The sequence below is a fragment of the Nonomuraea sp. CA-141351 genome (assembly GCF_050944675.1).
In the GTDB taxonomy this organism is placed as follows: domain Bacteria; phylum Actinomycetota; class Actinomycetes; order Streptosporangiales; family Streptosporangiaceae; genus Nonomuraea.
On the sequence record NZ_CP191982.1, the window covers coordinates 2018236 to 2043398 of the forward strand.

The following is a 25163-nucleotide window of genomic DNA, read 5'->3' on the forward strand; positions in this document are numbered from 1 at the left end:
ACGCCAGCCTGTCAACGGTGGCTAAATAACGATCCGGAGACCCGAGAGAGCGTGTTCAGGCGTTGAGCGCGCGGCCCGCCATGCGGGCGTACATGCGGCCGGGGCTCGGGGCCTTCGTGAGGAAGCCGGGCAGCACGGGCAGCTCCACTGCGAACGGGTCGAGCCGTTCGTACAGCTCGTTCGCGTCGGCGGGCCGGTCTTCCGGCCGCTTCTCCAGCAGCTGCGACAGCAGCACGTCCAGCTCGCGCGGCAGCCCCGGGATGGCCGGCGGGCGCTCCTTGACCTGCTGCTCGAAGACCACGTAGTCGGTGGGGCCGGTGAAGAGCTGGCGGCCGGTCAGCATCTCGTGCAGGACGCAGCCCAGCGAGTACAGGTCGCTGCGCGGCTCCGCGACGCCGTGCTGGATCTGCTCCGGAGCCATGTACGCCGGAGTGCCCAGGATCTGCCCGATCCTCGTGAACGTGGTGACGTCCGCGTCACGGAGCATGGCCAGCCCGAAGTCGAGCACCTTCACGCTGCCGTCCGGGCAGAGCATGAGGTTGGTGGGCTTGAGGTCGCGGTGGCAGATGGCCAGTGCGTGGGCCGCCGACAGCACGGCGCACGCCTGGGCGGCGATCGCGGCGGCCCACGACACGGGCAGCGGGCCGTGCTCGCTGACCACGTCGGCCACCGTGACGCCCTCGATGAACTGCATCACCTGGTAGAGCCGCTGCTCGTGCGTGCCGAAGTCGTAGAGGACCGGGGCGCCCGGATGCTCCAGCCTGGCCAGGATGCGGGCCTCGCGGATGAACCTGCGCTCCAGCTCGTGATCCGGCCCGCTGGGCAGCCTGAGCAGCTTCACCGCGACCCGGCGGTCGAGGTGGCGGTCATGGCCCGCGTAGACGGCGCCCATGCCGCCTTGCCCGAGAGGGAGGTCGTCGAGCTCATAGCGGTCACCGATGACCATTCCGCCCCTCCCAGCAGCCTTCGGGAAAAAACTACACCGTCAGGCGAGAGAGCGCCGTCGCCTGGACTGAGGAGCGTCGGGAGCGTAGCGACCGGAGCGACGAGGGAAGGCGGCGGCTCCCCGGCGACCGAGCCGCCTCATGGAGTGAGGCCATGAGCAGGCGGGTGCAGGTGGCCGTCGGCGAGCCCGTCGAGGCCCAGCCTGATCAGCGTCTGCCCCAGCGTCGAGGTCTCGCGGATGGCGTCCTCCAGCACGGCGAGCTGCCGGAAGGCCTCGCCGTACGCCTTCTGCTCCTTCAGCGACAGACGCGGCAGCCGGGTGCGGCGCACGTCGAACCTGCTGGAGCCGGTGGTCACCCGGCCGCCCGCGGCCCGCAGGAAGCCGGCCAGAAAGTCGGGGTCCAGCCTGCGCGCGTCCACCCGGTAGAGGGTCAGATGAGGGCCGAGCATCGCGCCTCCGTCGGCCATCACCCGCACGCTGGAGTAGGAAGCCACCACGTCACCCGGGCGGATCGCGATCAGGCCCTGCTGCATGGTGGTGAAGCCGGACGGCGGGGTGCCGTTGAGCACGTCGTCGGAGGTGAGCACCGGCACGTCGCCGCCGTCCGCGGCCATCTTGGGCGGGGCCTGCGACGTGGTCACCAGGCCCTCCTTGATGAGGTCGCCCAGCGTGGTGGCGGGCTGGTCGAGCGGCTGCTCAAGGATCTTCAGGTCGGGCGGCGCCGCGGCGGCGGCCAGGAAGCGGTCGCGGGCCTCGGCGTACGCCTTGCCGACGTCGTCGCGCCGCTGGTGGCGGGCCGGCGTCATGTCGACCTCGTCGGCCAGCAGGTCGATGATGCGGACGGTCTGGTCGGAACGGTCCTCCAGGTAAGCCAGCCAGGCCGGCTCGACGCTCTCCAGGTCGGTCGTGGCGTCGAGGATGAGCACGTCGGACGGGGGGCGCTCGCCTGCCGCCGGGCGGCGCAGCAGCCACAGGTCCGACCCTGGCAGCGCGATGACGGCACGCAGGGCGCCCGCGCGCAGGAGGTTGGCGCGGATGCGGCGGCCCGCCTTGCGGCTGGCGGCGGCCGGCGGCATGAGGATGGCGACCAGGCCGCGCGGCTTGACGTGGGTGAGGCAGTGCTGGACCCAGGCCAGCTCCGGCTCGCCGCGCGGCGGCAGGCCGTACTCCCAGCGCGGGTCGCCGGTCAGCTCCTCATAACCCCAGGCCCGCTCGTTGAACGGCGGGTCGCACACCACGGCGTCGGCCTTCTCGCCGGGGAACGCGTCGTGGCGCATCGAGTCGCCGGCCACGACCTCGGCCTCGATGCCGCGCAGCCGGAGCCTGGAGGCGGTGATGGCCGCCGAGGTCTCGCTGAGCTCCTGCCCGAGCACCTTGACCGCGCCTGACCCGCCCGGCTCCGCCTGGGCGAGCGTCTGAGTGGGGGCGAGGAGCAGCGTGCCGACGCCGCAGGCCGGGTCGAGGATCGTGGTGCCGCCCGGGCGTACGAGCCTGATCATGAGCCCGGCCACGTCCTCCCGGGTCACGGAGAGTTGCCGGGAGTGGGCCTCGAGATAGCGCTCACAAAGGAACTCGTACGCGGTCAGCGCGCCATGCTGCTCGGCCAGCTCCAGCACGAGCTCCGCCAGCTCCGGCTCCAGCCCCTCCGGTTCGAGGTCCTGCCCGGCCGCCTCCGCGCCTTCACCCGGCTCGCCCTCGGCGCCGGCCCGCGCCACGCCCGGGACGACTCCATCGCCCGCCCGCTGATCGGCGCCGGCCGGACCGCTGCTCAGAGCGTTCGCCCTGCTGGTCAGCAGGGCGCCTGCCCGCGCCACCAGCTCGCCCAGGCGCAAATCGCCCGCGGCTTTCAGGCGTTGCCACACCCGATCTCCTAGGGAGACCTGGTAGGACTTCCCATAGCGGCGCAGCCAGGACTCGACCTGTCGCAGCGAGAAGAGCGGCTGGTTGGCCGTGCCGCCGATGGGATCAGGAAAGTCGTCGTGGCGACGGCGCCAGTTGCTCACCGCGGCACGCCCGACGCCGGCGAGCCGGGCGATGTCACCGGCGTTGACGGTCGGGTCGTGGCTCATGGAGCCCACAGTAGTTCACAAGAGTCTTCAGCGCATCTGCTTGTGAAGTCTTTCAACCAATGATTTACTGCAGGGTATGAAGCACAACATCCGCTATGCCGCCGGATCAGACGTGGGCCGCCGCAGGGAGCAGAACGAGGATTCCGGCTATGCGAGTGGCCGGTTGCTCGTGGTGGCTGACGGGATGGGTGGACACGCCGCGGGCGAGCTGGCGAGCTCGGCGGCGATCGCCGTCATGCGAGAGCTGGATGCCACGCTTCCCGAGACTGGCGCGGACCTCGAGGCGGCGCTGGAGGGCGCCGTGCACGAGGCGGCGCGCCGGCTGGTCGAGCTGGCCGACATCGACCCCGCGCGCAGGGGGATGGGGACCACGGTGACCGCCATGCTGTGGGACGGCTACCGGTTCGCCCTGGCTCATCTCGGTGACTCCCGCGGATATCTGCTTCGCGACGGCGCTCTCTACCAGATGACCAAGGATCACACACTTGTGCAGTCGATGGTGGACGAAGGGCGGATAACGGAGGATCAGGCCGCCGTGCACCCCCGGCGTTCGATGGTGCTGCGCGTGCTGGGCAGCGAGGGCAGGGCCGAGCCTGACATGGCGCTGCGCGAAGCCGAGTCTGATGACCGCTACCTCCTCTGCTCCGACGGACTCACGACCGTGCTCGGTCCCGAGGTGCTGCACGAGGTGCTGACCACGGTGGCAGACCCGGGCGCGGCCGTCCAGCGGTTGATCGATCTGGCCAACGAGGGTGGCTCGCCGGACAACGTGACCGTGATCGTGGCCGACGTCGTCGCGCCGGGCGCGGGTGACGCGGCCGTCTTCCGGGTGGGCGCCGGCTCCTAGCGAAAATAGTAGGCAGTCTCAGCTGTCTCACCAGCCACAAAGCCGAAATTTCGGCTCATAGCACGACACTTTCCGGGTGGTCCGCGCAATTTCGCGATGGCGCTACTACAGTCCATCGTGATTTGTCGGTTTTCTCGAGGAGTCACCCTGGACCCGATCGCGGACGAGCTGCTGAAGACGGTGCGGCAGGAACTCGGCTACAAGGAGAAGAGCGGCCAGTTCACCAAGTTCGGCCAGTGGTACGCGGATCGCGTCCAAGACACCCAGTACCGCGACGCGCCGTGGTGCGACATGTTCATCGCCTGGGCCGCGGACAAGGCCGGCCTGAGCCAATATGTGGGCGAGTTCGCCTGGACGCCCTCCCATGCCGCCTGGTTCATGAGGCAGGGGGCGTGGAGCCAGAAGCCCGAACCGGGAGCGCTGGTCTTCTTCGACTGGCGGGGCGGCAAGAACTACAAGGGCATCGACCACGTGGGAGTCGTGGAGAGTGTCAGCGGCTCGAAGATCCACACCATCGAGGCGAATGTGGACGGGGTCTGGCTCAAGCGCAAGACCAGGGAGACCGACAAGGTCGTGGGGTACGGCATACCGCGCCTGGTCAAGGCCGGGGCCGACAAGCTGGGCGAGATCCGCTCGACCGAACGGCCCTTCGTGCAGGCGCCGCGCTCGCAGCCGGGACACGGGTCCCCTTTGGACGTCTTAGGCACGCCGCCCGCGCTGTTGACCGCGATGGTGCTGATGACCGTCCTCCTCTCCCTCCGCGTCTCCGGCCGCCGCCGCGGCACCCACCGCCGCCTTCTCTGGCCCTGGAACGCACCAACCAACCCCCAAGCACCCTCCGGCACAGCCGCCTCAGCAGAACGGGGGCAGCCCCGCGAGCCTGCCTCAGCCCAAGCGAAGGCCCCGGCGCGTCAGAAGGCCTCAGCCCGTAGGCAGGCCCGTGAGAAGGCGCCCGCTCGCGAACGGGTGCCCGACCGTGGCAAGGCGCCGTCCCCCGAAAACGCGGAACCCAAGCCGCATCCCACCCAGACGCCCTCGGCCCGCCCCACCAGGACACGCGTCCCAGCGGGCGCGGCGAACAGGCATCCCGCGCACACGAGACGCAAGCCCTACGAGCCCGGCTGACGCGAGCCCCCCAAGCACGCGAAAAGCCGCGAAGGCCGTCAGCCCGTGAGGTCGATGACCACCTTGACGTCGTCGCCCGGCTGGAAGGCCTCCAGGGCGTGTGACAGCGGGACCCGCCGCGTGATGAGCTGCTCCAGCCACCCGATGTCGGCCTTGGTCAGGGCGACGGCGGCGTCCCTGTAGTGCCGCAGGTTCGCGTTCACGGTGCCGAAGACCACGTCGTTCTCCAGCACGATGTCCCGGTTGATCACCCCCGCGTCCACCTGGTGCGTACGCCCCCCGGGGGAGAGGCCGGCCAGGCAGACGATGCCCGCGGCGGCCGTGCTGATCATGGCTTCGATGACGAGCGCCCCAGCCCCTGTGCACTCGATGATGATGTCGGGCTTGTCGGAGGCGAACTCCTTCAGCGACGTACCCGAATGGTAGGTCGCCCCAAGCTCCTCCACCAGCCGCGACTTGAGCCCGGCTGGAGCGCGGTTGAGCACGTGCACCTCCAGCCCTCGCTGACGCCCCATCAGGGCCGCCAGCAGCCCGACCGGGCCGGCTCCGGTGACCAGCAGCGTCCGGGGTTCGAACCAGGTTCGCGACCCGATCCGCTCGATCTGCTCCCATGCCTTGGCGACCACCGAGGCGGGCTCGACCAGCATGCCGACGCTCTCCAGTGCACGATCCAGCCGCACGGCGTAACCGGCCTCGACCGTCCAGCGCTCGGAGCCGTACCCGTCGAGCTGCTTGATGCCCCGCTCGGTGTAGCGGTCGTTGCGGCACATGTCGAACTCGCCCCGTACGCACGCCCCGCACGGCACGGGGTCAGGCCTTCGCACCACGCCCACCACCAGGTCGCCCGGCGAGTACGCGGACCCCTCGGGCACCTCCAGCACCCGGCCGAGAGACTCGTGCCCGATGACCATCCGCTCCCTGCCTGGCGGCGGCCAGCCGTACTCGGCCGTCGTCAGCTCCCTGTCGGTCCCGCAGACGCCCAGCGCCAGCCCCTGCACGAGCAGTTCGCCCTTGCCTGGCGTGGGATCCGGCACCTCCTCGACGGCGAGCGTCCCCTTCTTGCCCGGCGCGAATGTCAGCGCACGCATCCGGCCTCACCCCCTGGAGCCTTCTACCCCAGCCGGCAACGGCAAATAGTAGGACGTCCTAGTATCGAAATAGTAGGACGTCCTAGTATCTTTCGAAGGAGAGCCCTCACGAAGGAGTGAATAGGCGTGCACGTCCCGGAACACCCAGTGCGCTTCGTGACCGCCGCGGCCCTGTTCGACGGCCACGACGCGGCGATCAACATCATGCGGCGCATCCTCCAGTCACAGGGCGCCGAGGTCATCCATCTCGGGCACAACCGCTCGGTCGACGAGATCGTCACCGCCGCCATCCAGGAGGACGTCCAGGGGGTGGCGATCAGCTCCTATCAGGGCGGGCACGTGGAGTTCTTCACCTACCTCGTGGAGTTGCTGCGCGAGCGCGGGGCAGGGCACGTCAAGGTGTACGGCGGCGGCGGGGGCGTGATCGTCCCCGAGGAGATCGAGCTGCTGCACTCGCGCGGCGTCACCCGCATCTTCTCGCCCGAGGACGGCCAGAAGTACGGGCTCCCCGGCATGATCAACAAACTGATCGAGGACTGTGACGTCGAGCTGGGCGATCCGCCGTCGGTGGAGGCCGTGGTCTCGGGCGACCAGGCGGCGCTGTCCCGGGCGATCACGCTCATCGAGTCGGGCCGCGCCCCCGCTGAGCTGGTCGAGGGCCTCAAAGCCGCCGGTACGGAGAAGCGCGCCCCCGTGCTCGGCATCACGGGCACGGGCGGCTCGGGCAAGTCCTCACTGACTGACGAGCTCGTACGCAGGTTCCGCGTCGACAACGACGACAAGCTGCGCATCGCGGTCGTCGCCATCGATCCCACCCGCAGGCGCGGCGGCGGCGCGCTGCTGGGCGACCGCATCAGGATGAACAGCCTGAGCCCCCAGACCTACTTCCGCTCCCTGGCCACCAGGGGCGCGGCCAACGAGGTGCCGGCCTGCATCGACGAGGTGATCATCGCCTGCCGTGCCGCGGGCTACGACCTGGTGATCGTGGAGACGCCCGGCATCGGCCAGGGCGACGCCGGGATCGTGCCGCACGTGGACGTGCCTGTTTACGTGATGACGCCCGAGTTCGGGGCGGCCTCACAGCTCGAGAAGATCGACATGCTGGACTTCGCCGAGGCCGTGGTGATCAACAAGTACGAGCGGCGTGGCGCGGAGGACGCCCTGCGTGACGTGCGCCGCCAGCTCGTACGCAACCGCGAGGCATTCAGCGCAAGGCCTGAGGACATGCCGGTCTTCGGCACCATCGCCGCCCGCTACAACGACGCCGGGGTCACCGCCCTCTACCAGCACCTCAAGCCTCTCCTGCTGGCCGACTCGGGGCCCGGGCTGCTGCCCCAGGTGTCCGGGCGCACCTCGCAGGCGTCGGCCGCCATCGTCCCGCCCGCCCGGGTCCGCTACCTGGCCGACATCGCCGAGACCGTGCGCGCGTACCACGCGGAGACGCTCGCCCAGGCCGAGGTCGCCCGCCGCCGCCAGCAGCTCGCCGCCGTGCGCGCCCTCCTGGACGACGCGCGGCTCGAGGAACTGCAGGCTCAGGCGGACCGGGAGCTCACCGACGAGAGCCGGGCCCTGCTCGACACCTGGCCGGCCGTCAAGGAGCGCTACACCGCCGACGAGCTGGTGGTGAAGGTCCGCGACCGCGAGATCCACACCCCGCTCTGGCGCGAGACCCTCTCGGGAAACCGCATCCCGCGCGTGGCCCTGCCCCGCTACAGCGACCACGGCGACCTGCTGAGGTTCCTGCGCAGTGAGAACCTCCCGGGGACGTTCCCGTTCACCGCCGGGGTGTTCCCGTTCAAGCGCGACGACGAGGACCCGACCAGGATGTTCGCGGGGGAGGGTGACCCGTTCCGCACCAACAGGCGCTTCAAGCTGCTGTCCGAGGGCCAGCCCGCGACCAGGCTGTCCACGGCGTTCGACTCGGTGACGTTGTACGGCCACGACCCGGACCTCCGGCCCGACATCTACGGAAAGGTCGGCACCTCAGGGGTCTCCATCGCGACGCTCGACGACATGAAGGTGCTCTACGACGGGTTCGACCTGTCGGCGCCCAACACGTCCGTGTCCATGACGATCAACGGCCCCGCGCCCACGATCCTGGCCTTCTACCTCAACACCGCCGTCGACCAGGCCCTCGATCGCTTCCAGGCGGAGCACGGGCACGCGCCCTCGGCCGAGGAGGCCGCCGAACTGCGCGCCAGGACGCTGGCCACGGTCAGGGGCACGGTCCAGGCCGACATCCTCAAGGAGGACCAGGGCCAGAACACCTGCATCTTCTCCACCGAGTTCTCGCTCAGGATGATGGCCGACATCCAGGAGTGGTTCATCAAGAACGGCGTGCGCAACTTCTACTCGGTCTCGATCTCCGGCTACCACATCGCCGAGGCGGGGGCCAACCCGATCAGCCAGCTCGCCTTCACCCTGGCCAACGGCTTCACGTACGTGGAGGCTTACCTGGCCAGGGGCATGAAGATCGACGACTTCGCCCCGAACCTGTCGTTCTTCTTCTCCAACGGCATGGACCCCGAGTACAGCGTGCTCGGGCGCGTGGCCCGCCGCATCTGGGCGGTGGCCATGAGGGAGCGGTACGGCGCCGCCGAGCGCTCGCAGAAGCTGAAGTACCACGTCCAGACCTCAGGCCGATCTCTGCACGCCCAGGAGATGAACTTCAACGACATCCGCACCACCCTCCAGGCCCTGATCGCCATCTACGACAACTGCAACAGCCTGCACACCAACGCCTTCGACGAAGCCGTGACCACCCCGTCGGCCGATTCGGTGCGCAGGGCCATGGCGATCCAGCTCATCATCAACCGCGAGTGGGGCCTGGCGAAGAACGAGAACCCGCTGCAGGGCTCGTTCATCATCGAGGAGCTGACGGATCTGGTGGAGGAGGCGGTGCTCGGTGAGTTCGAGCGGCTGTCCGACCGGGGCGGCGTGCTGGGAGCCATGGAGACCGGCTACCAGCGCGGCAAGATCCAGGACGAGTCCATGCTGTACGAGATGCGCAAGCACGACGGCTCGCTGCCCATCATCGGGGTGAACACGTTCCGCAACGGGGACGAGCAGCCGCCGAAGCACAAGCTGGAGCTGGCCAGGGGCACCGAGGAGGAGAAGGGCTCCCAGCTCGACCGGCTGCGCGCCTTCCACGAGCGCAACCGCTCCGAGGGCCCCGTCCAGCTCGCCCGGCTGCGCGAGGTGGCGATGTCGGACGGGAACGCGTTCGAGGTCCTGATGGAGGCGGCCCGCCACTGCTCGCTCGGCCAGATCACGGAGGCGCTGTTCGAGGCGGGCGGGCAGTACCGCCGCAACGTCTGATCCGCACCGGGCATCCCGTCGAGGGTGACGGGCTTCCGCCAGGGCGGGTTTTCGCCACGCCGATGACCTTCCCGGGGGCATGGCCGCAAGGGTGAAATCCACCTCATGCCCCTCAATTTCCCCGCCAGAGCGCTGACCGCAGCCGCGCTCGCGGCGACGGCGCTGACCGTACCCACGGGCGCGCACGCGGACTCGCGGGAGCCCGCACCCCAAGAGACGGAGATCACCCTGATCACCGGCGACCGGGTCCACTATGTCGATCAGAAGGTCGTCACCGTGGACCGGCCGGACGGCGCCCAGGGCGGCGTCCAGGTCCTGCAGGCCGACGGGAAGATCTACGTGTTACCCGACGAGGCCGTGCCGCTGATCGCGGCGGATCGGCTGGACCGGCGGCTGTTCGACATCACCGACCTGGCCGCGATGGGCTACCGGGGCACGCCCCCGGTGATCGTCACCTACGCGGGCCCGACGCCGCGCTCGCTGACCGGCGCCCAGGTCGTCAGGCCGCTGCCCAGCGTCAAGGGCGCGGCGCTCCAGGTGGGCGCGGATCCGCGCCCGTTCTGGAACACCATCGCCGCCCCCGCGGCCAGGTCGGGCGGCATCGCCAAGGTCTGGCTCGACGGCAAGGCCAGGGTCTCGCTGAAGGAGAGCGTGCCGCAGGTCGGCGCCCCGCAGGCGTGGGCCGCCGGGTACGACGGCAAGGGCGTCAAGGTCGCCGTCCTCGACACCGGCGTCGACGACACCCATCCCGACCTCCAGGGCCACATCGCCGAGTCCACGAGCTTCGTGCCCGGCGAGGAGGTCAAGGACGTCAACGGCCACGGCACCCACGTGGCCTCCACGGTCGCGGGCTCCGGCGCCGCCTCGGACGGCGCGAACAAGGGCGTCGCCCCCGGCGCGGACCTGCTCATCGGCAAGGTGCTCGCCGACAACGGCTTCGGCCAGGACTCGTGGATCATCGCGGGCATGGAGTGGGCCGCGGCCAAGGCCAAGGTCGTCAGCATGAGCCTGGGCAGCAACGTGCCCGACGGCGGCGCCGACCCGATGGCCCAGGCGGTGGACAACCTGTCGAAGCAGTACGGCACGCTGTTCGTGATCGCGGCGGGCAACAGCTACGGCGAGGGCACGATCGGCGCACCCGGCTCCGCCGCCTCGGCGCTCACCGTGGGCGCGGTGGACAAGGCCGACAATCGGGCCGCCTTCTCCAGCATGGGGCCGCTCGACAGGACGTACGGGCTCAAGCCGGACATCTCCGCACCTGGGGTGGGGATCAACGCGGCGCACTCGTCGTACAACGACGACGCGAGCGGGCCGTACTGGAAGCTGAACGGCACGTCCATGGCCACCCCGCACGTCGCGGGCGCGGCGGCCATCCTGGTCCAGCGGCACCCCGACTGGACGGGGCAGCAGGTCAAGGACGCTCTGATGGGCTCGGCCAAGGCGCTGCCGTACACGCCGTTCGAGCAGGGGACCGGGCGGCTCGACGTCGCCGCGGCGCTCAAGACGACGGTCACCGCCACGGGCTCGCTGCCCACGGCCTTCTACGACTGGCCGCACGCCGCCGACGACCCCAAGACGGCGAGGACCATCGCCTACCGCAACGACGGCGACGCCGAGATCGCGCTCGACCTGGCCGTCAACGGCTCCGACGCGGCCACCCTGTCCACGGCGAAGCTCACCGTCCCCGCGCACGGCGCCGCCGAGGCCACGCTCACCATCGACCCGGCGAAGCTGACCCCGGGCACGACGGTATCCGGCCTGGTGACCGCCACCTCGGGGGAGACCGTGGTACGCACGGCGTTCGGCGCGGTCAAGGAGCGCGAGCTGTACGACCTGACGCTCAAGCTGCGCGGCAGGGACGGCGAGCCCGCCTCGGGACAGGTCGTGCTGGCCGGCTTCGACGGCAGCATGATGCCGTACGCGGTGGACGGCGAGCGCACGCTGCGCCTGCCGCCCTCCACCTACACGGCGTTCTCGCTGCTCGAGGTGGCGGGCGAGCAGGCCGACGCGCGCGGCATGGCGCTGCTCACCAACCCGGAGATCACGCTCGACCGGAACACGGAGATCGTGCTCGACGCGGGCAAGGCCAGGCAGGTGAGCACCACCACCCCCAAGCCCGGCGAACGCCGCCAGATGCAGCTCGACTTCCTCAGGACGGTCCCGGACAAGGCCTCCATCAGGCTCGGCTATCTCATGCCCATCTGGTACGACAGCGTGTACGTCTCCCCGACCAAGAAGGTGACCAAGGGCTCGTTCGACTACGTCACCCGGTGGCGGATGGGGGAGCCCAGCCTGACCGTCGGCTCGCTGATCACGACCGTGCAGGGCGGCAGCACGCTCACCGACGGCCGTACCCAGCTCAGAACGGTCGCCGCCGGAAAGGGCGCGGCGCAGGACTACGCGGGCATCGACGCCAAGGGCAAGGCCGTCATCGTGACGCGCAGCGCCGAGGTGCCCGCGCAGGAGCGGGCCGCGCAGGCCATCGCGGCGGGCGCGAAGCTGCTGGTGGTGGTCAACGACGAGCCGGGACGCCTCTACGAGTCGTACGGCGACGCGCTGCCCATCCCGGTCGTGCTCGTGCCACGCGACAGCGCCATCGCGAAGACGGTCGTGGTCACGCAGAAGCGCTACGCCTCCTACCTCTACGACCTGGTCGACCTGCACAAGGGCGGCGTCCCCGACCGCGACCTGACCTACCGCCCGCGTGACCTGGCCGAGGTGCACGGCGTCTACCACGGCGCCACCACCGGCCAGGAGGGCGGCGGCTTCCGCTACAACCTGCAGGACGGCTGGGGTCCGGCCATCGGGTTCAGGGAGCGCGAGTACTTCCCCTCCGAGCGCACCGAGTGGGTGACGACCGGCAGCGGCTACAGCTGGTACGAGAACCACTCCATCGGCGGGGACGACGACTGGGAGATGCGCCAGACGCCCCAGACCTACCGGGCCGGACAGCGCGTCACGCACGAGTGGTTCGCGCCGGTGGTGCGGCCCCGGCTGGGCACCGGGTACTGGGGGCCGTTCCGGGAGACCGGCGGCATTCAGGTCAACATCCCGCCGCTGAGTGACGGCACGCCGGGGCACTCCGGTGGCGGCGGTGACGAGTACGGCACCATGTCGATCGCCCTCTACCAGGGAGACAAGCTGGTCAAGCAGTCCAAGGGGCGTGCCCTGGCCGCCTACGGCGGACTGCCCGACGAGGCGTCCCCCTACCGGGTCACGCTCGACGTGAACAGGGACGCCCAGCGCTGGCGCACGTCCACGCGCACCCACACCGAGTGGGGCTTCACGTCGGCGAAGCCCCCGGCCGGCAACACGTACCGTACGGACATCCCGATGCTGCAGCTCGACTACGACGTCAAGGTGGCCGGGCCGATCGTCAAGATCGGTCTGTCGGGGACCACGCAGGAGTGGCTGGACGGGGCGAGCAAGGCCACGCGGGCCACGCTGTCGGTCTCCTACGACGACGGGAAGTCCTGGACGCCCGCCGTGCTCGTGCCGGACCGCAAGGGCGGGTGGACCACCGTCGTGCGTGGCGGCTCGCTGTCGCTGAAGGCCACGGCCGCGGACGCCAAGGGCAACACGGTGAGCCAGGAGATCATCCGGGCGGTTGTGAGCTAAATAACCGTGCCGTCACGATTCGGGGCCGAAGGGGGCTTTGTCGCCTTCGGCCCTGCCTTCTCTCCCATACTGGTCGGCGTTCCGGGCGAGCAGAGGGAGACGGAGACCGTGCTTGAGGCGCTGGGTCTCACCGTGGGCGAGGAGGCCGTCTACCGCTTCCTCATCGACGGCCCCCGCGCCCTGCCGGACCTCGCCGCCGCTCTCGACCGGCCACCCGCCTCGGTGGATGAGGACCTCGTCGCGCTGGCCGGCCGCGGCCTCGTCTCGCGCTTATCGGGCCCGCCCGCCCGGTACGTCGCCGCGCCGCCCTCGGTCGCGCTCGGCGGCCTGCTCACCGCGCGCAGGGAAGAGCTCCACACGGCGGAGCTGGCCATCGTGGCGCTGGCCGAGCAGCACAGGATGGCCGCGACCGACCGCGCCGTCGGCGACCTCATCGAGGTGGTGACCGGCGTGGAGGCGGTACGGCAGCGTTTCCTGCAGATCCAGGCGGCGGCGAGGAAGCAGGTGCGCTCGTTCTCCACGGCGCCCTTCGTGGCGGTGCCCCCGGGCTCCAACACCGCCGAGAACCAGGCCGTGGATCGCGGGGTGGAGTATCTCGTGGTGGTGGAGCGCGACCTGCTCGCCGGGCCCGGCGCGGTGGCCGAGACGATCGACTCCCTCCGCAGGGGCGTGCAGGTCAGGGTGGCGGACAAGCTGCCCATCAAGCTGGTGATGGCCGACGGGGAACTGGCCCTGGTGCCGCTGACCACCGAGCCCGGCGGGGAGCCCGCCGCCGTGCTCCTGCACCGCAGCGGGCTGCTGGCCGCCGTGGAAGCCTTGTTCGACGCGGTGTGGCGGCGGGCGTACCCCGTGCGCCTGGACGCCGCGGAGGCGATCGGCGAGCAGCCGGAGTCCCCGGTCACGGAGCTGGACAGGAAGATCCTCGGACTGCTGCTGTCGGGGCTGACCGACGAGGCGGTGGCCGGGCAGCTCGACCTGTCGCTGCGCACGCTCCAGCGGCGGCTGCGGGCGCTGATGGACCTGGCGGGGGTGCGCACCCGCGCACAGCTCGGCTGGCACGCCGCCCGCAACAACTGGGCCTGACCAGCGCACGGCGCGCCTCCAGGCACCGCTTCCCACGCGTGTCCCCTCAACGCACCATCCGCTTCCAGGACGCGCGCTGGCACACGCCACGCTGGACGGCGCCTCGCACATAACGCGCGCGCATGGGTACCCCTTGCGCCGAGTGGCGTGCTCGAGCACTGGGCGCACCAAGGTGTGCCTGGGTGCGCCGGTACTGGTGGTGTGCGACCGTGCGCGCATGGGAACGTGGGGAACGCAGGAACCGGGGGGACGAGGGCACGCGGGTGGGAAGTGCCGGTGGGACCCGCGGGCGGGGGAGTGGGGCGAGCGGGCGGCGCGGATAGGATCACAGGGCGGGAACATCGCTAACCAGGAGGCTTTCATGTCCGACGTCACTTTCAAGGGCAACCCCATCGCCGTAGGCGGCACCTTCCCGAAGCCCGGCGACAGCGCGCCCGCGTTCAAGCTGGTGGCCGGCGACCTCGCCGAGCAGTCGCTGGAGGACTTCGGCCAGAAGACCAAGGTGCTCAACATCTTCCCGAGCGTCGACACCGGTGTCTGCGCCGCCTCCGTGCGCCGCTTCAACCAGGTGGCCGCCGACCACCCCGACGTGGCCGTGCTCTGCGTCTCCGCCGACCTGCCCTTCGCGCAGAAGCGGTTCTGCGGCGCCGAGGGGCTCGACAACGTGACCATGCTCTCGCTCATGCGGGGCCGCGAGTTCCTGGCCGACTACGGCGTGGCGCAGGAGTCGGGGCCGCTGGCCGGGCTGGCCGCGCGTGCCGTGGTCGTGCTCGACGGCGACAACAACGTGGTCTACTCCGAGCTGGTGCCGGAGATCACGCAGGAGCCCGACTACGAGGCCGCGCTGTCCGCGCTCAAGTAAGCCGCGTCAAAGTAGACCGCGCTCGAGTAAGCCGCGCGCCCCGCTGCTCAGACGAGCCTGGAAGTCACCGGCCAGGTCCAGCAGATGCTCGTCGCTCGTGGCGGTGTGCTGGAGGTCCAGGATGATCTCGTGGACCCCGGCCTCCGCCGCGGTGGCGAGGTACGCGGAGATCTGGGCGACCGTGCCGCTCCTGGGCGGAGCGCCCTGATCGGTGATGACCGGGTTGGCGCGCAGCACCATGCGTAGCGCGGCGGGATCGCGCCCGGCCTCCTCGGCGCTCCGGCACACCGTCCGCCACATCGCTGTGAGCATGGGGATCGGGAGCGCCGCCGTCAGCCAGCCGTCGCCCCGGCGGCCGATGCGGCGCAGCGCGGGCTCGGCGAACCCGGCCAGGTAGAGCGGCGGCCGGCGGGCGGGCTTGGGCTCGATGTGGCTGGGCGCGATCGTCCACAGCTCGTGCTCGAACGACACCGGGTCGGTGCCCCAGATCACCTCCAGCGCGTCCAGGGTGGCGTCGTAGCGGGCCGCCCGCCCCTGCCACGGCACCCCCGCGGCGGCGTACTCGTCGGACGACCAGCCCAGACCGAGGCCGGCGACGAGTCGCCCGCCACTGAGGTGGTCGATCGTGGTGAGCGAGCGGGCCAGGACCACGGGGGGATACCAGCAGGCGTTCAGCGCGCTCGTGCCCAGCCGTACGGAGGACGTCGCCGAGGCGGCCACCGACAGCACCGCGAACGGATCCAGGAACACCCGGTGCGCCTCCGGCATGTCGCCCTCCGGATAGCGGTCTTTCGGCCGCAGCGGTGTCATCAGCCGGTCGCCCGCCCACAGACCGGCGAACCCCATCGAGTCGGACTCCCGCGCCACCCGCGACACGCTGGACAGCGCGGCGAACCTGCCGAACTGGGGAACGGCCAGCCCGATGTCCATCAGCTCAGCCCCTTCTGCCGACGCCGCCGAAGATCAGTGAAGACTCGGGGCCGTCGGCGAAGTCGATCGTGTCGGCCTGGTCGGGACGCCATTGCGGCAGCCAGACGAGGCCCGGGTCGACCAGCTCGAACCCCTCGAACAACTCCGCGATCCGCTCTCGGCTCCTGAGCGTGAGCGGGGCGTCGGTGCTCTCGTAGACCTCGGTGATCGTGTCCACTGCCGCAGCGCGGGCGTCGCTGGTGGCGTGGGACATGACGAGGTAGCTGCCCGGGGCCATGGCGTGGCGCAGGCTCGCGACGATCTCATGCGGCCGGTCGGAGTCGCTGATGTAATGCATGATCGCCGTCAGCAGCACGCCGACGGGGCGGCTGAAGTCGATGGCCTCCGTCACGTCAGGATTTTTCAGGATCTCGTCGGGCTTGCGGAGGTCGCCGCTCACCGCGGTCGTCCCGCCCTGGCCTGCCAGCAGCGCCCTGGCGTGCACCAGCACCACGGGATCACGATCGACGTAGACCACCTTGGCCCCAGGGGTGATCTCCCTGGCCACCTCGTGCACGTTGTCCTGGCCCGGCAGCCCCGTGCCGACGTCGAGGAACTGAGTGATGCCGGACTCGGCGAGGAAGCGCACCGCCCGCCTCATGAACGCCCGGTTGGCCCTGACCGCCGCGCGTAACTCCGGAGCCACCTCGAGGATCTTCGCCGCCGCCGCCCGATCGGCCGGGAAATGATCCTTGCCACCGAGGAAGTAGTCGTAGAGCCGGGCGACGTTGGGCGTGTGCGGATCGAAGGCTGGTGACTCTCTCTCCAACCGTCATTCCCCCGATCAAGAGTTAACGATCTTCGCCTTGGATTCTACGGTTACAGACCGACATTCGGTTGAATCTAGGTGTGGACGACACCGGTGTGCCCGTGAAGATTCCCGATACCGTGCGGCGGATCGTGTCCCTGGTGCCCTCGCTGACCGAGTCGGTGGCCGCGACCGTGCCGGAGGCGCTGGTGGGGGCGACCGACTGGTGCTCGCACCCCGCCGAACTCGATGTGGCCAGGGTGAGGGGCACCAAGAACCCGGACCTCGACGCGATCAGGCGGCTCAGGCCCGACGTGGTCCTGGCCAACGCCGAGGAGAACCGCGCGCCCGACATCGAGGCCCTGCGCGAATCGGGCATCGCGGTCTGGGTGACGAGGATCGAGACCCTCGAGGAGGCCTTCGCCTCGCTGGATCGCATGTTCAGGGAGGCGTGCCGTACCGGACGCCCCGCGTGGCTGGAGGCGGCGGAGGAGGCGTGGCGGGCGCCCGTGGAAGGGCCGAGGCGGACGGCCGTCGTCCCGATCTGGCGGCGGCCGTGGATGGTGGTGGGGCGCGACACGTTCACCGGCGACGTGCTCAGGCACCTCGGCGTGGACAACCTCTACGCGGGCCATGAGGAGCGCTACCCCAAGATCCCGCTGCCCGAGCTGGTCGAGCGCCGGCCAGACCTGGTGGTGCTGCCCGACGAGCCCTACGCGTTCTCGGACACGGACGGCCCGGAGAGCTTCCCCGGGCTCAGCTGTGCGCTGGTCAGCGGACGGCTGCTCACCTGGTACGGCCCCTCGCTCGTGCAAGCGGCCGAAGCTCTGCGGCGCGCACTCGGCTGACCGGTCAGCTCGCCGCGTCCGTACGGGCGGCCAGGGCCGCGTCCACGGAGGCGGGGGAGAGCACGTGCTCCATGACGATCACTGCCATGCCCACGATCCCCGCCTGGCCTCCCAACGAGGTGGGGACGATCTCCAGATTCCTGGTCGTGTACGGCAGGCTGCGGCGGTAGACGATCTCCCGGATGCCCGTCAGGTAGTGCTCCCTGGTCTCCGCCATGTCCCCGGCCAGCACCAGCACGCCCGGGTTGAGCAGGCTGACCGCGGTGGCCAGCACGATGCCCAGCGTGCGGCCCGCCTCCTGAGTGCGCGCGATGGCCTCGGGGTCGCCCGCCTGTACGAGGCGCACCACGTCGCGGCTGGACTCCTGACCCAGGTCGACGGCGAGGGCGTGGCCGCTGGCCAGCGAGGCCACGCAACCGCGGGAACCGCACGTGCACACCCGGTCGTCGGTCTCGCGCAACCGTACATGCCCGATGTTTCCGGCGGCGTCCTCGACTCCCCGATAAATCTGCCCATCGAGAACGATGCCGGTGCCGATGCCGGTCGACACCTTGATGAGGATCAGCGAGTCCGTGTCCCGCCACGACGACCACCACTCGCCCAGCGCCATCGCGTTGGCGTCGTTCTCGACCAGGATGGGCACGTCGTACGTCTCCCCGATCGCCCCGCCCACCGGGTAGTCGTCCCACCCCGGCATGAGGAACGACCTGATCACCCGCCCGCTGGTGTGGTCCACGGAGCCGGGCACGTCGAGCCCGATGCCGCACACCTCGCTCGCCGGCCGTCCGGTCCTGTCGAGCATCCGCTGGAACGCCTGCCGCACCCACGACAGGACGGCCTCGGGCCCGAGCTCGATGCGCATCTCGGTGCTCTCCTCGGCCATGGGCCTGGCGGCCAGGTCGGTGAGCGCCACCCTGGCATGGGTGGCGCCCAGGTCGGCCACCAGCATCAGGCGCCTGGTGGCGTCCACGTCGAGCACCGAGGGCGGTCGCCCGCCCCCGGAGGTGCCGACGCCGGACTCATGGATGTATCCGGCGTCGATGAGCCGGTCGACCCGATCGGTGATCGTCGATCGGGACAGCCCGGTGTACTCGATGAGTTCCTTGCGTGTACGGCAGGTGCCATTGCGGATGAGCTGGAGGATCTGCCCTGCCGTCAGCATGATCTATCCCTTCTCTGCTCCCGCCGTGAGGCCCTCCGTCAGCAGTCGCTCGCTGGCGAAGAACACGATCACGATGGGCAGCGTCAGCACCACCGATCCTGCCATCAGGACCGTTGTGGGGATCTCTATGCTGCCCGCCAGCTGAGAGAGCCCCAGGGAAACGGTCCAGCTCTCCCGCTTCTCCACGAGGAAGAGCAGGGCGAACAGGAACTCGTTCCACGCGATCATGAACGCATAGAGGCCGGTGGCCATCAGCGCGGGCTTGGACAGCGGCAGCACCACGCGCCAGATGGTCGACAGCCTCGTGCACCCGTCGATCGCGGCCGCTTCCTCCACGCTCTGTGGCACGGTCTCGAAGTAGTTGCGGAGCATGTATACCGTGACTGGGACGGTTTGCGCGATATACACGGCGATCAGCCCGAAAAGCGACCCCCTCAGTCCCACCATCGTGAACAGCACGAACAGCGGGATGGCCAGCACGATCGCCGGGAACAGGTACACCGCCAGGAAGAGGAAGTGCACCTGCCGCCGCCCGAAGAAACGCAGCCGCGCGACCGCGTACGCGCCCGGGATCGAGATCAGCAGCGTGAACGCCACCGAGGCGACCGCCACGATCGCGCTGTTCCTGAGGAAGGTCAGGAAACCCTGCTTGGTCAGCACGTCCACGTACGTGTCGAGGGTGAAGCTGCGCGGCCAGAGCGAGCCGGGGTCCAGGATGAGCTCCTGGATGTCGCGTACGGACAACATCACCATGTAGAAGAACGGGAACGCGGTGGCCACGAAGAGGGCCAGAATCACGAGGGGCTTCAGCACCCGGAAGAGCGAGCGCTCGAATCTATCTCTGCTCACCGTTCCCCCCGCCGAAGAACCGCAAGTAGATGGTCAGGAACACGACCAGGAAGACCGCCAGCACGATCGCCTGCGCGGCCGAGGCGCCGATGTCGTCGCGTGCGGTCAGGAAGTTGTAGACCCGCACGCTGACCACCTCGGTCCCGGCCCCGCCGCCGGTCAGCAGGTAGACGTCGTCGAACTTGGTGAACGTGAACACGAACCGCAGCACCGACAGCAGCGCGATGATCCGCCAGAGCTGCGGCATGATCACGTAACGGAACCGCTGGGTCGGCGTGGCCCCGTCCACCACCGCCGCCTCGTCCAGCTCGGCGGGCAGCGCCTGCAGCCTGGCCAGGATGAACAGGAACGCGAACGGGAAATACCGCCACGCCTCGAAGGCGATCACCGTGAACAGCGCCACCGGCACCTGCACGCCGAGGAACTCGCCCTTCGCCTGGGTGAGGAACGCGATCGGCTCGTGGAGCCAGGTGTTGACGATGCCGTACTGGGGGTTGAGCATCGTCTCCCACAGGAACGCCACGGCCACGACGGGCGCCACGTACGGGATCAGGATCGAGGCCCTGACCAGGGTCCGCCCCTTGAACCTGTCCCGGAGGGCCAGCGCCGTCACCAGCCCGATCGCGATCGACAACGCCGTCCCGGCGACGGTGTAGACGAGCGTGTTGACCAGGGACGACCAGAAGCCGGGCTCGGAGACGACGTACGAGAAGTTCTCCAGCGTGTAGTGCCCGAAGAGGCCCGCCCGCCTGATGTTGATCAGCCGCGCGTCCTGGAACGCCAGCATGATCGCCCACAGCAACGGCAGCACCACCACGACCAGCGTGATGATGAGCGTGGGCGAAATGAGTGCGAGTCCGGCCCGCCCTTCCTGCTGCCGAAGCGTGCGGGTCACTGCCGGATCCCGCGCTTGATCGTCTCCACGTCCGTCTTGGCCTGCGTGGCGGCGGCCTGCGGGGTCAGCGACCCGTCCACGACCCCGCTCAGCGCCTTGGGTACGGGCAGTTCGCCCATGATGGCGCCGACCAGCTTGCCCTGACCCTGCGGGATGCCCCAACGGGCGAACGTGTCGGGGCTCTTGCGGAGGGCGTCGAGCACGTCGGCCGGGTAGATGTCGGCCAGCGGCTTCTTGGAGTCGACCCCGGCGGGCAGCTTGTTCCACTTGTCCTCGAAGCCCTTGCGGATCGGGAACTTGCCCTCCGGCGCCATGCCGATCCAGCCCTCGTAACCCTCGTTCATCATGTACGCGACGAACTTGGCCGCGGAGTCCTTGGCGGCGTCACGGGTGATCGCCCACGAGACGATCTCGCCGTACTGCGCGGGCGCGCTCCCGTCGGGCCCCTTCAGCGCCGTGACCACCCCGGTGTTCTTGGCCAGCCACTGCGGGTCGGCGCGGCACTCCTGGCAGCTCGGCAGCGCGTCCTTACGCAGGCCCGCCAGCTCGTCCAGGATGAAGGACGACCAGATGGTCATGGCCGCCTTGCCCGAGAAGTAGGTGGCCCTGGTGGAATCGACGTCCTGCTTGCCCTTGACGGAGTAGTCCTTCGCCAGCTTCGCGTAGAACTCGAAGGCCCTCACGCACTGCGGCGAGTCAAGGGTGATATTTCCGGAATTGTCGACCAGCTGGCAGCCGTTCGCCAGCGCGACGTGCTCGAAGCTCTGCGCGGTGAACGAGTCCTTGGGCGCGATCGCCAGCGTGATGCCCGCGGCCCCTCCTGTGTTGAGCTTGGCGGCGGCCGCCTCCAGCCGTTCGTACGTGTCGGGCGGCTGCAGCCCGGCCTTCTCGAACAGGTCCTTGCGGTACAGGATGAGCTGCGCCCACCCGTCACTGGGCACCGCGAGCAGCTTGCCCCCCGAGCTGTCGAGCTCCAGGGCCCGCGGCGAGAACGAGTCCCTGCCGAGCTGATCGACGACCTTGCCCGGCGTCTCGGTGTCCAGCAGGTCGTTGGCCTCGAGTTCGCGCACGGCCGACAGCGGCAGGGCGCCGATCGCGTCCGGCAGGTCTCCGGCCGCCGCGGCTGCCGTCATGGTCTGGCTGAACTGGTCCTCGGCCACGCCGACCAGCTTGACCTTGATCCCGGTCTTCTTGGTGAACTCGGCGACGATCTGGTTCTGTACGGCCATCCGGTCGTTGAGGTTCTCCTCGGTCCAGACGGTGATCTGGTTGCTCGCGGACGACTCGCCACCGCCGTCGCCGCACGCCGCCAGCGAAGCGGCTGCCAGCAGCGCGAGGGAGAGGACGGCGGTTACCTTCTTCGGCATGGCACGCTCCTCCGGTAGGGGATATGCCGCCCTTACCCTCGCCGTGATCCCGGCAACGTGCGGTAGTCGATACGAGACCGGTCTGTACTCACTCCGTGCCTACGCGCACAGATCGGGATCTTCGCCGCAAAAAGATCTACTTTATGTGATTTCGGTCATCCGGAGGTCGGCTCACGCCCTAGAAACCCCAGGTGTGAGGCTAGGTGAGCTTTGCCGATAAGGTCGCTTTCCGGAAGACACGCTGGCAGAAACCCCAATTGCAGCAGCGCTTACCGGCTGAAGTCGTAGACTTAAGAGTGTTCCGAGCGCAACTATCGTGTGCAAACAAGTACTAAATCTTTGACTTTTGTTTGATCAATAAGCGTAAGTGATGGGGAATGCGCGTCACCACCTTTGAAGAGCCAGGCCGTGTCCGCGTCAGCCTGGAGTCACCCGCCGACCTGGTGCCGGGCTCAGTACGAGTCCGTACGATCTATTCCGGCGTCTCGGCAGGCACCGAGCTCACCGCCTATCGCGGCACAAATCCATATCTCAATCGCCACTGGGACACCGAGCGCCGGCTCTTCGTCGACGGTCAGACGCACGCCTATCCGCTGACCGGCTGGGGCTATCAGGAGGTCGGCGAGGTGGTCGAGGCGGCGTCCGACGTCGCGGATCCTCCCGTCGGCAGCATCGTGTGGGGCATCTGGGGTCATCGTGCCGAGGCCGTCGTCCCGGCCGAGAAGCTCGTCGGCCATGTGATGCCGCCCGGCGCCGACCCGCTGACCGGGGTGTTCGCGCGCGTGGGCGCCATCGCGCTCAACGCCGTGCACGCGGCCGACGTGCACCTCGGCGACCAGATCGCGATCTTCGGGCAGGGCGTCATCGGGCTGCTCGCCACGCGCCTGGCCGTGCTGAGCGGCGCCAGGGTGCTCGCGGCCGACGCCATCCCCGACCGGCTGGAGCTGGCCAGGAAGTTCGGCGCGGCAGAGGTGATCGACGTGCGCGCGGGCTCCGTGGCCGAGTACATGCGCAAGCGCATCGAGGGCGCCGACAGCGTGATCGAGCTGAGCGGCACCCATCAGGGCCTGCACGAGGCCATCAGGACCGTCCGCAAGGGCGGCAGGGTCGTGGCCGCCGGGTTCTACCAGGGCGACGCCGTCGGGCTGCGGCTGGGCGAGGAGTTCCACCACAACCAGGTGCAGCTCGTCTCCTCCCAGATCGGCGGCGTCGCCTCGTGGCTGGCGCACCGGTGGGACGTCGAGCGCCTGCAGCGCACGTTCATGGCTCTCGTGCACGAGGGCCAGGTCGAGGTCGGCGATCTGATCAGCCACGTCGTCCCCGTCGAGAGGGCCGCGGAGGCCTTCGACCTGATCGACAAGCACCAGTCCGAGGTGCTCCAGCTCGTCTTCACCTTCGAGGAGTGACAGTGAAGCTCGCCGTACAGGAGCAGCTTCTGCCCGGCCGCACGCTGCAGGAGAAGTTCGCGTTCGCGGTCGATGCCGGGTTCGACGCCATCGAACTGCGCGGCAAGGGAGACTTCCACTTCGCGGGTCGCCTGACCGAGCTCAAGCGGGCCAAGGCCGACGGCGTGGTCATGCCGACGGTCTGCGTGGACATGCCGCACTTCATCGGCGACTTCGACCCGGCCAAGCGCATGGACGCCATCCAGCAGCTCAGGTCGCAGCTCACGGTGATCGGCGAGCTGGGCGGCATCGGCGTCATGACTCCCGCCTCCTGGGGGCAGTTCTCGCGCCGGCTGCCGCCGTTCGAGCCGCCGCGCAGTCCCGAGGAGGACCGCGAGGTGCTGACCGAGGCGCTGGGCATCCTGGGCGAGCACGCGCAGCGCAACGGCGTGCTGATCATGCTGGAGCCGCTCAACCGGTACGAGAACCACATGGTCAACACCCTGGCCGAGGCCGTCTCCTACTGCTCCATGGACGCGATCAGGGTCGTCGGCGACACGTACCACATGAACATCGAGGAGGACGACCCCTGCCGCTCCCTGGCCGAGGCCGCCCCCTACATCGCCCACATGCAGATCAGCGAGTCCAACAGGAACCAGCCGGGCACCGGCCACCTCGACTGGGGCGCGCAGCTGGCCACGCTGGACTCCGTCGGCTACGACGGCTACCTCGCCCTGGAATGCCGCCTGCGGGGTGAGCCCGAGATCGTCCTTCCCCAAACCGCAGCCTTCGTCAGGAAATACCTATGATCCTTCGCGACGCCGTGCGTGTCCTGGTGGCGAACTGGGACGGCAGCTACACGGTTCCCTCCCGCCGTCTGTACCCGCATCAGTGGAGCTGGGACTCGGCCTTCATCGCGATCGGGAACGCCCGGTGGTCGCCACGAAGGGCCAGGGTGGAGCTGCTCTCCCTGTTCGGCGCGCAGTGGCGCGACGGCAGGGTGCCGCACATCGTGTTCAACCCCACGGTCCCGGAGGGCGCCTACTTCCCGGGGCCGGAGTTCTGGGAGTCCCGCGCTCCCTCCGGGTCCGCGACCTCCGGCATCATCCAGCCGCCGGTCCACGCGCTGGCCGCGTGGAAGACGCACCTGGCCGAGCCCGACACCGCGTTCCTGCGCCGGATCTACCCTCGGCTCGTGGCGCAGCAGGAGTTCCTGCGCGCGGCCAGGCGCTCGCCTGAAGGGCTGATCTCGATCGTGCACCCCTGGGAGTCGGGCATGGACAACAGCCCGGCCTGGGACCTGCCGCTGCAGGCCGTGCGGCCCGCCACCGCGGGCTTCGTCCGCAGGGACCTCGCCACGGTCAGCGCCGACGAGCGGCCCACCGACCGCGACTACGAGCGGTACGTCTCGCTCGCCCGCGCCTACCGCGACTCCGGATACCGCAGGCCGGGGGAGTTCCACGTCGAGTGCCCGCTGTTCAACGCCGCGTACGGGGTCGCGGAAGCGACGCTGGCCAAGATCGCGGACGTGCTCGGCCTCGACCCCGAGCCGCACGAGCGCGAGGCGGCCGCGATGACCGCCGCCATGGTCGAGCACCTCTTCGACGGCGGCCTCTTCCAGGCCCGCGACGTGCGCACCGGCGAGCTGATCCGCTCGAACAGCACCGCGGGGCTGACCCCGCTCATGCTCCCCGGCCTGCCCGCCGAGGTCGCCGACGCACTGATCGCGACCGCGCTCGACCGCTTCTCGCTCAAGGACGGGGCGCTGCCCAGCTACTCCCCGGCGGCGCCCGAGTTCGACCCGGCCCGCTACTGGCGCGGCCCGAGCTGGATCAACCTCACCTGGCTCGTGTGGCAAGGACTCAACGAACGCCGTCCCGACCTGGCCGGTCTGGTCGCCGACGGGATGATCAACGCGCTCTCGCACGCCGGGTTCCGCGAGTACTTCGACCCGTTCACGCTGCGCGGCCACGGCTGCCGCGAC

General features: G+C 69.7%; 18 protein-coding genes and 1 pseudogene. 10 read left to right on the forward strand and 9 right to left on the reverse strand.

The genetic code is table 11. The features are described from left to right. Positions 1-55: 55 nt before the first annotated feature. The gene (locus ACQPWU_RS10065; protein ID WP_433438564.1) at positions 56-946 is read right to left on the reverse strand and encodes a serine/threonine-protein kinase; all 891 of its coding nucleotides are present in this window, start codon (positions 944-946) and stop codon (positions 56-58) included. 137 nt (positions 947-1083) lie between these two features. Continuing rightward, on the reverse strand, positions 1084-3015 hold the full coding sequence (locus ACQPWU_RS10070) for an HsdM family class I SAM-dependent methyltransferase (RefSeq protein WP_433438565.1): 1932 nt from the start codon (positions 3013-3015) through the stop codon (positions 1084-1086). A 76-nt stretch (positions 3016-3091) separates the two neighbouring features. On the opposite strand from ACQPWU_RS10070, the gene ACQPWU_RS10075 reads away from it, so the two are divergent. Further along, complete coding sequence (locus ACQPWU_RS10075) at positions 3092-3862, forward strand: PP2C family protein-serine/threonine phosphatase (RefSeq protein WP_433438566.1); 771 nt, start codon at positions 3092-3094, stop codon at positions 3860-3862. Positions 3863-3958: 96 nt separating this feature from the next. Continuing rightward, on the forward strand, positions 3959-4987 hold the full coding sequence (locus tag ACQPWU_RS10080) for a CHAP domain-containing protein (protein ID WP_433438567.1): 1029 nt from the start codon (positions 3959-3961) through the stop codon (positions 4985-4987). Positions 4988-5025: 38 nt separating this feature from the next. On the opposite strand, the gene ACQPWU_RS10085 is transcribed toward ACQPWU_RS10080, so the two are convergent. Beyond that, positions 5026-6075 carry a glucose 1-dehydrogenase gene (locus ACQPWU_RS10085; RefSeq protein ID WP_433438568.1) on the reverse strand — a complete coding sequence of 350 codons (1050 nt, stop codon included), beginning with the start codon at positions 6073-6075 and terminating at the stop codon, positions 5026-5028. Positions 6076-6201: 126 nt separating this feature from the next. Between ACQPWU_RS10085 and icmF the strand changes: the two genes are divergently transcribed. From icmF to tpx, 4 genes are all read left to right on the forward strand, one after another. Further along, positions 6202-9393: a fused isobutyryl-CoA mutase/GTPase IcmF gene (icmF, locus tag ACQPWU_RS10090; protein WP_433438569.1), complete on the forward strand. Its 3192-nt coding sequence runs from the start codon at positions 6202-6204 to the stop codon at positions 9391-9393. A gap of 105 nt (positions 9394-9498) precedes the next feature. After that, a complete protein-coding gene (locus ACQPWU_RS10095; protein WP_433438570.1) occupies positions 9499-13011 on the forward strand; it encodes a S8 family peptidase in 3513 nt (1170 codons plus the stop codon). 108 nt (positions 13012-13119) lie between these two features. Beyond that, on the forward strand, positions 13120-14094 hold the full coding sequence (locus tag ACQPWU_RS10100) for a helix-turn-helix domain-containing protein (protein ID WP_433438571.1): 975 nt from the start codon (positions 13120-13122) through the stop codon (positions 14092-14094). Positions 14095-14455: 361 nt separating this feature from the next. After that, entirely contained in the window at positions 14456-14956 is a 501-nt protein-coding gene (gene tpx / locus ACQPWU_RS10105; protein ID WP_433438572.1) for a thiol peroxidase, read from the forward strand. Between the two features lie 6 nt (positions 14957-14962). On the opposite strand, the gene ACQPWU_RS10110 is transcribed toward tpx, so the two are convergent. Next, a complete protein-coding gene (locus tag ACQPWU_RS10110; RefSeq protein ID WP_433438573.1) occupies positions 14963-15886 on the reverse strand; it encodes a TIGR03619 family F420-dependent LLM class oxidoreductase in 924 nt (307 codons plus the stop codon). A 4-nt stretch (positions 15887-15890) separates the two neighbouring features. Next, positions 15891-16694, reverse strand: a complete 804-nt coding sequence (locus ACQPWU_RS10115; RefSeq protein WP_433438574.1) for an SAM-dependent methyltransferase — start codon at positions 16692-16694, stop codon at positions 15891-15893. Between the two features lie 101 nt (positions 16695-16795). Between ACQPWU_RS10115 and ACQPWU_RS10120 the strand changes: the two genes are divergently transcribed. After that, the gene (locus tag ACQPWU_RS10120) at positions 16796-17521 is read left to right on the forward strand and encodes a helical backbone metal receptor (protein WP_433438575.1); all 726 of its coding nucleotides are present in this window, start codon (positions 16796-16798) and stop codon (positions 17519-17521) included. A 4-nt stretch (positions 17522-17525) separates the two neighbouring features. On the opposite strand, the gene ACQPWU_RS10125 is transcribed toward ACQPWU_RS10120, so the two are convergent. The 4 genes from ACQPWU_RS10125 to ACQPWU_RS10140 are packed head-to-tail and all read right to left on the reverse strand — an operon-like array spanning position 17526 to position 21794. Beyond that, positions 17526-18683, reverse strand: coding sequence for an ROK family transcriptional regulator (locus ACQPWU_RS10125; protein ID WP_433438576.1), 1158 nt, complete (start codon positions 18681-18683; stop codon positions 17526-17528). A gap of 3 nt (positions 18684-18686) precedes the next feature. Continuing rightward, positions 18687-19532, reverse strand: coding sequence for a carbohydrate ABC transporter permease (locus ACQPWU_RS10130; RefSeq protein ID WP_433438577.1), 846 nt, complete (start codon positions 19530-19532; stop codon positions 18687-18689). Then, entirely contained in the window at positions 19519-20427 is a 909-nt protein-coding gene (locus ACQPWU_RS10135) for a carbohydrate ABC transporter permease (RefSeq protein WP_433438578.1), read from the reverse strand. The genes ACQPWU_RS10130 and ACQPWU_RS10135 overlap by 14 nt, the downstream gene beginning before the upstream one ends. After that, positions 20424-21794, reverse strand: coding sequence for an ABC transporter substrate-binding protein (locus ACQPWU_RS10140; RefSeq protein ID WP_433438579.1), 1371 nt, complete (start codon positions 21792-21794; stop codon positions 20424-20426). The genes ACQPWU_RS10135 and ACQPWU_RS10140 overlap by 4 nt, the downstream gene beginning before the upstream one ends. Positions 21795-22171: 377 nt before the next feature. On the opposite strand from ACQPWU_RS10140, the gene ACQPWU_RS10145 reads away from it, so the two are divergent. From ACQPWU_RS10145 to ACQPWU_RS10155, 3 genes and pseudogenes are all read left to right on the forward strand, one after another. Continuing rightward, complete coding sequence (locus ACQPWU_RS10145; protein WP_433438580.1) at positions 22172-23200, forward strand: zinc-dependent alcohol dehydrogenase; 1029 nt, start codon at positions 22172-22174, stop codon at positions 23198-23200. Between the two features lie 2 nt (positions 23201-23202). After that, complete coding sequence (locus tag ACQPWU_RS10150; protein ID WP_433438581.1) at positions 23203-23988, forward strand: sugar phosphate isomerase/epimerase family protein; 786 nt, start codon at positions 23203-23205, stop codon at positions 23986-23988. Further along, positions 23985-25163 (forward strand): annotated as a pseudogene (locus ACQPWU_RS10155) (MGH1-like glycoside hydrolase domain-containing protein); the annotation flags it as partial. The gene ACQPWU_RS10150 and the pseudogene ACQPWU_RS10155, both read left to right, overlap by 4 nt.

Coding starts and splice junctions, on each gene's coding strand:
- ACQPWU_RS10065 (WP_433438564.1), bottom strand. CDS start 946: ATGGTCATCGGTGACCGCTATGAGCTCGACGACCTCCCTCTCGGGCAA.
- ACQPWU_RS10070 (WP_433438565.1), bottom strand. CDS start 3,015: ATGAGCCACGACCCGACCGTCAACGCCGGTGACATCGCCCGGCTCGCC.
- ACQPWU_RS10075 (WP_433438566.1), top strand. CDS start 3,092: ATGAAGCACAACATCCGCTATGCCGCCGGATCAGACGTGGGCCGCCGC.
- ACQPWU_RS10080 (WP_433438567.1), top strand. CDS start 3,959: ATGGCGCTACTACAGTCCATCGTGATTTGTCGGTTTTCTCGAGGAGTC.
- ACQPWU_RS10085 (WP_433438568.1), bottom strand. CDS start 6,075: ATGCGTGCGCTGACATTCGCGCCGGGCAAGAAGGGGACGCTCGCCGTC.
- ACQPWU_RS10095 (WP_433438570.1), top strand. CDS start 9,499: ATGCCCCTCAATTTCCCCGCCAGAGCGCTGACCGCAGCCGCGCTCGCG.
- tpx (WP_433438572.1), top strand. CDS start 14,456: ATGTCCGACGTCACTTTCAAGGGCAACCCCATCGCCGTAGGCGGCACC.
- ACQPWU_RS10110 (WP_433438573.1), bottom strand. CDS start 15,886: ATGGACATCGGGCTGGCCGTTCCCCAGTTCGGCAGGTTCGCCGCGCTG.
- ACQPWU_RS10125 (WP_433438576.1), bottom strand. CDS start 18,683: ATGCTGACGGCAGGGCAGATCCTCCAGCTCATCCGCAATGGCACCTGC.
- ACQPWU_RS10140 (WP_433438579.1), bottom strand. CDS start 21,794: ATGCCGAAGAAGGTAACCGCCGTCCTCTCCCTCGCGCTGCTGGCAGCC.
- ACQPWU_RS10145 (WP_433438580.1), top strand. CDS start 22,172: ATGCGCGTCACCACCTTTGAAGAGCCAGGCCGTGTCCGCGTCAGCCTG.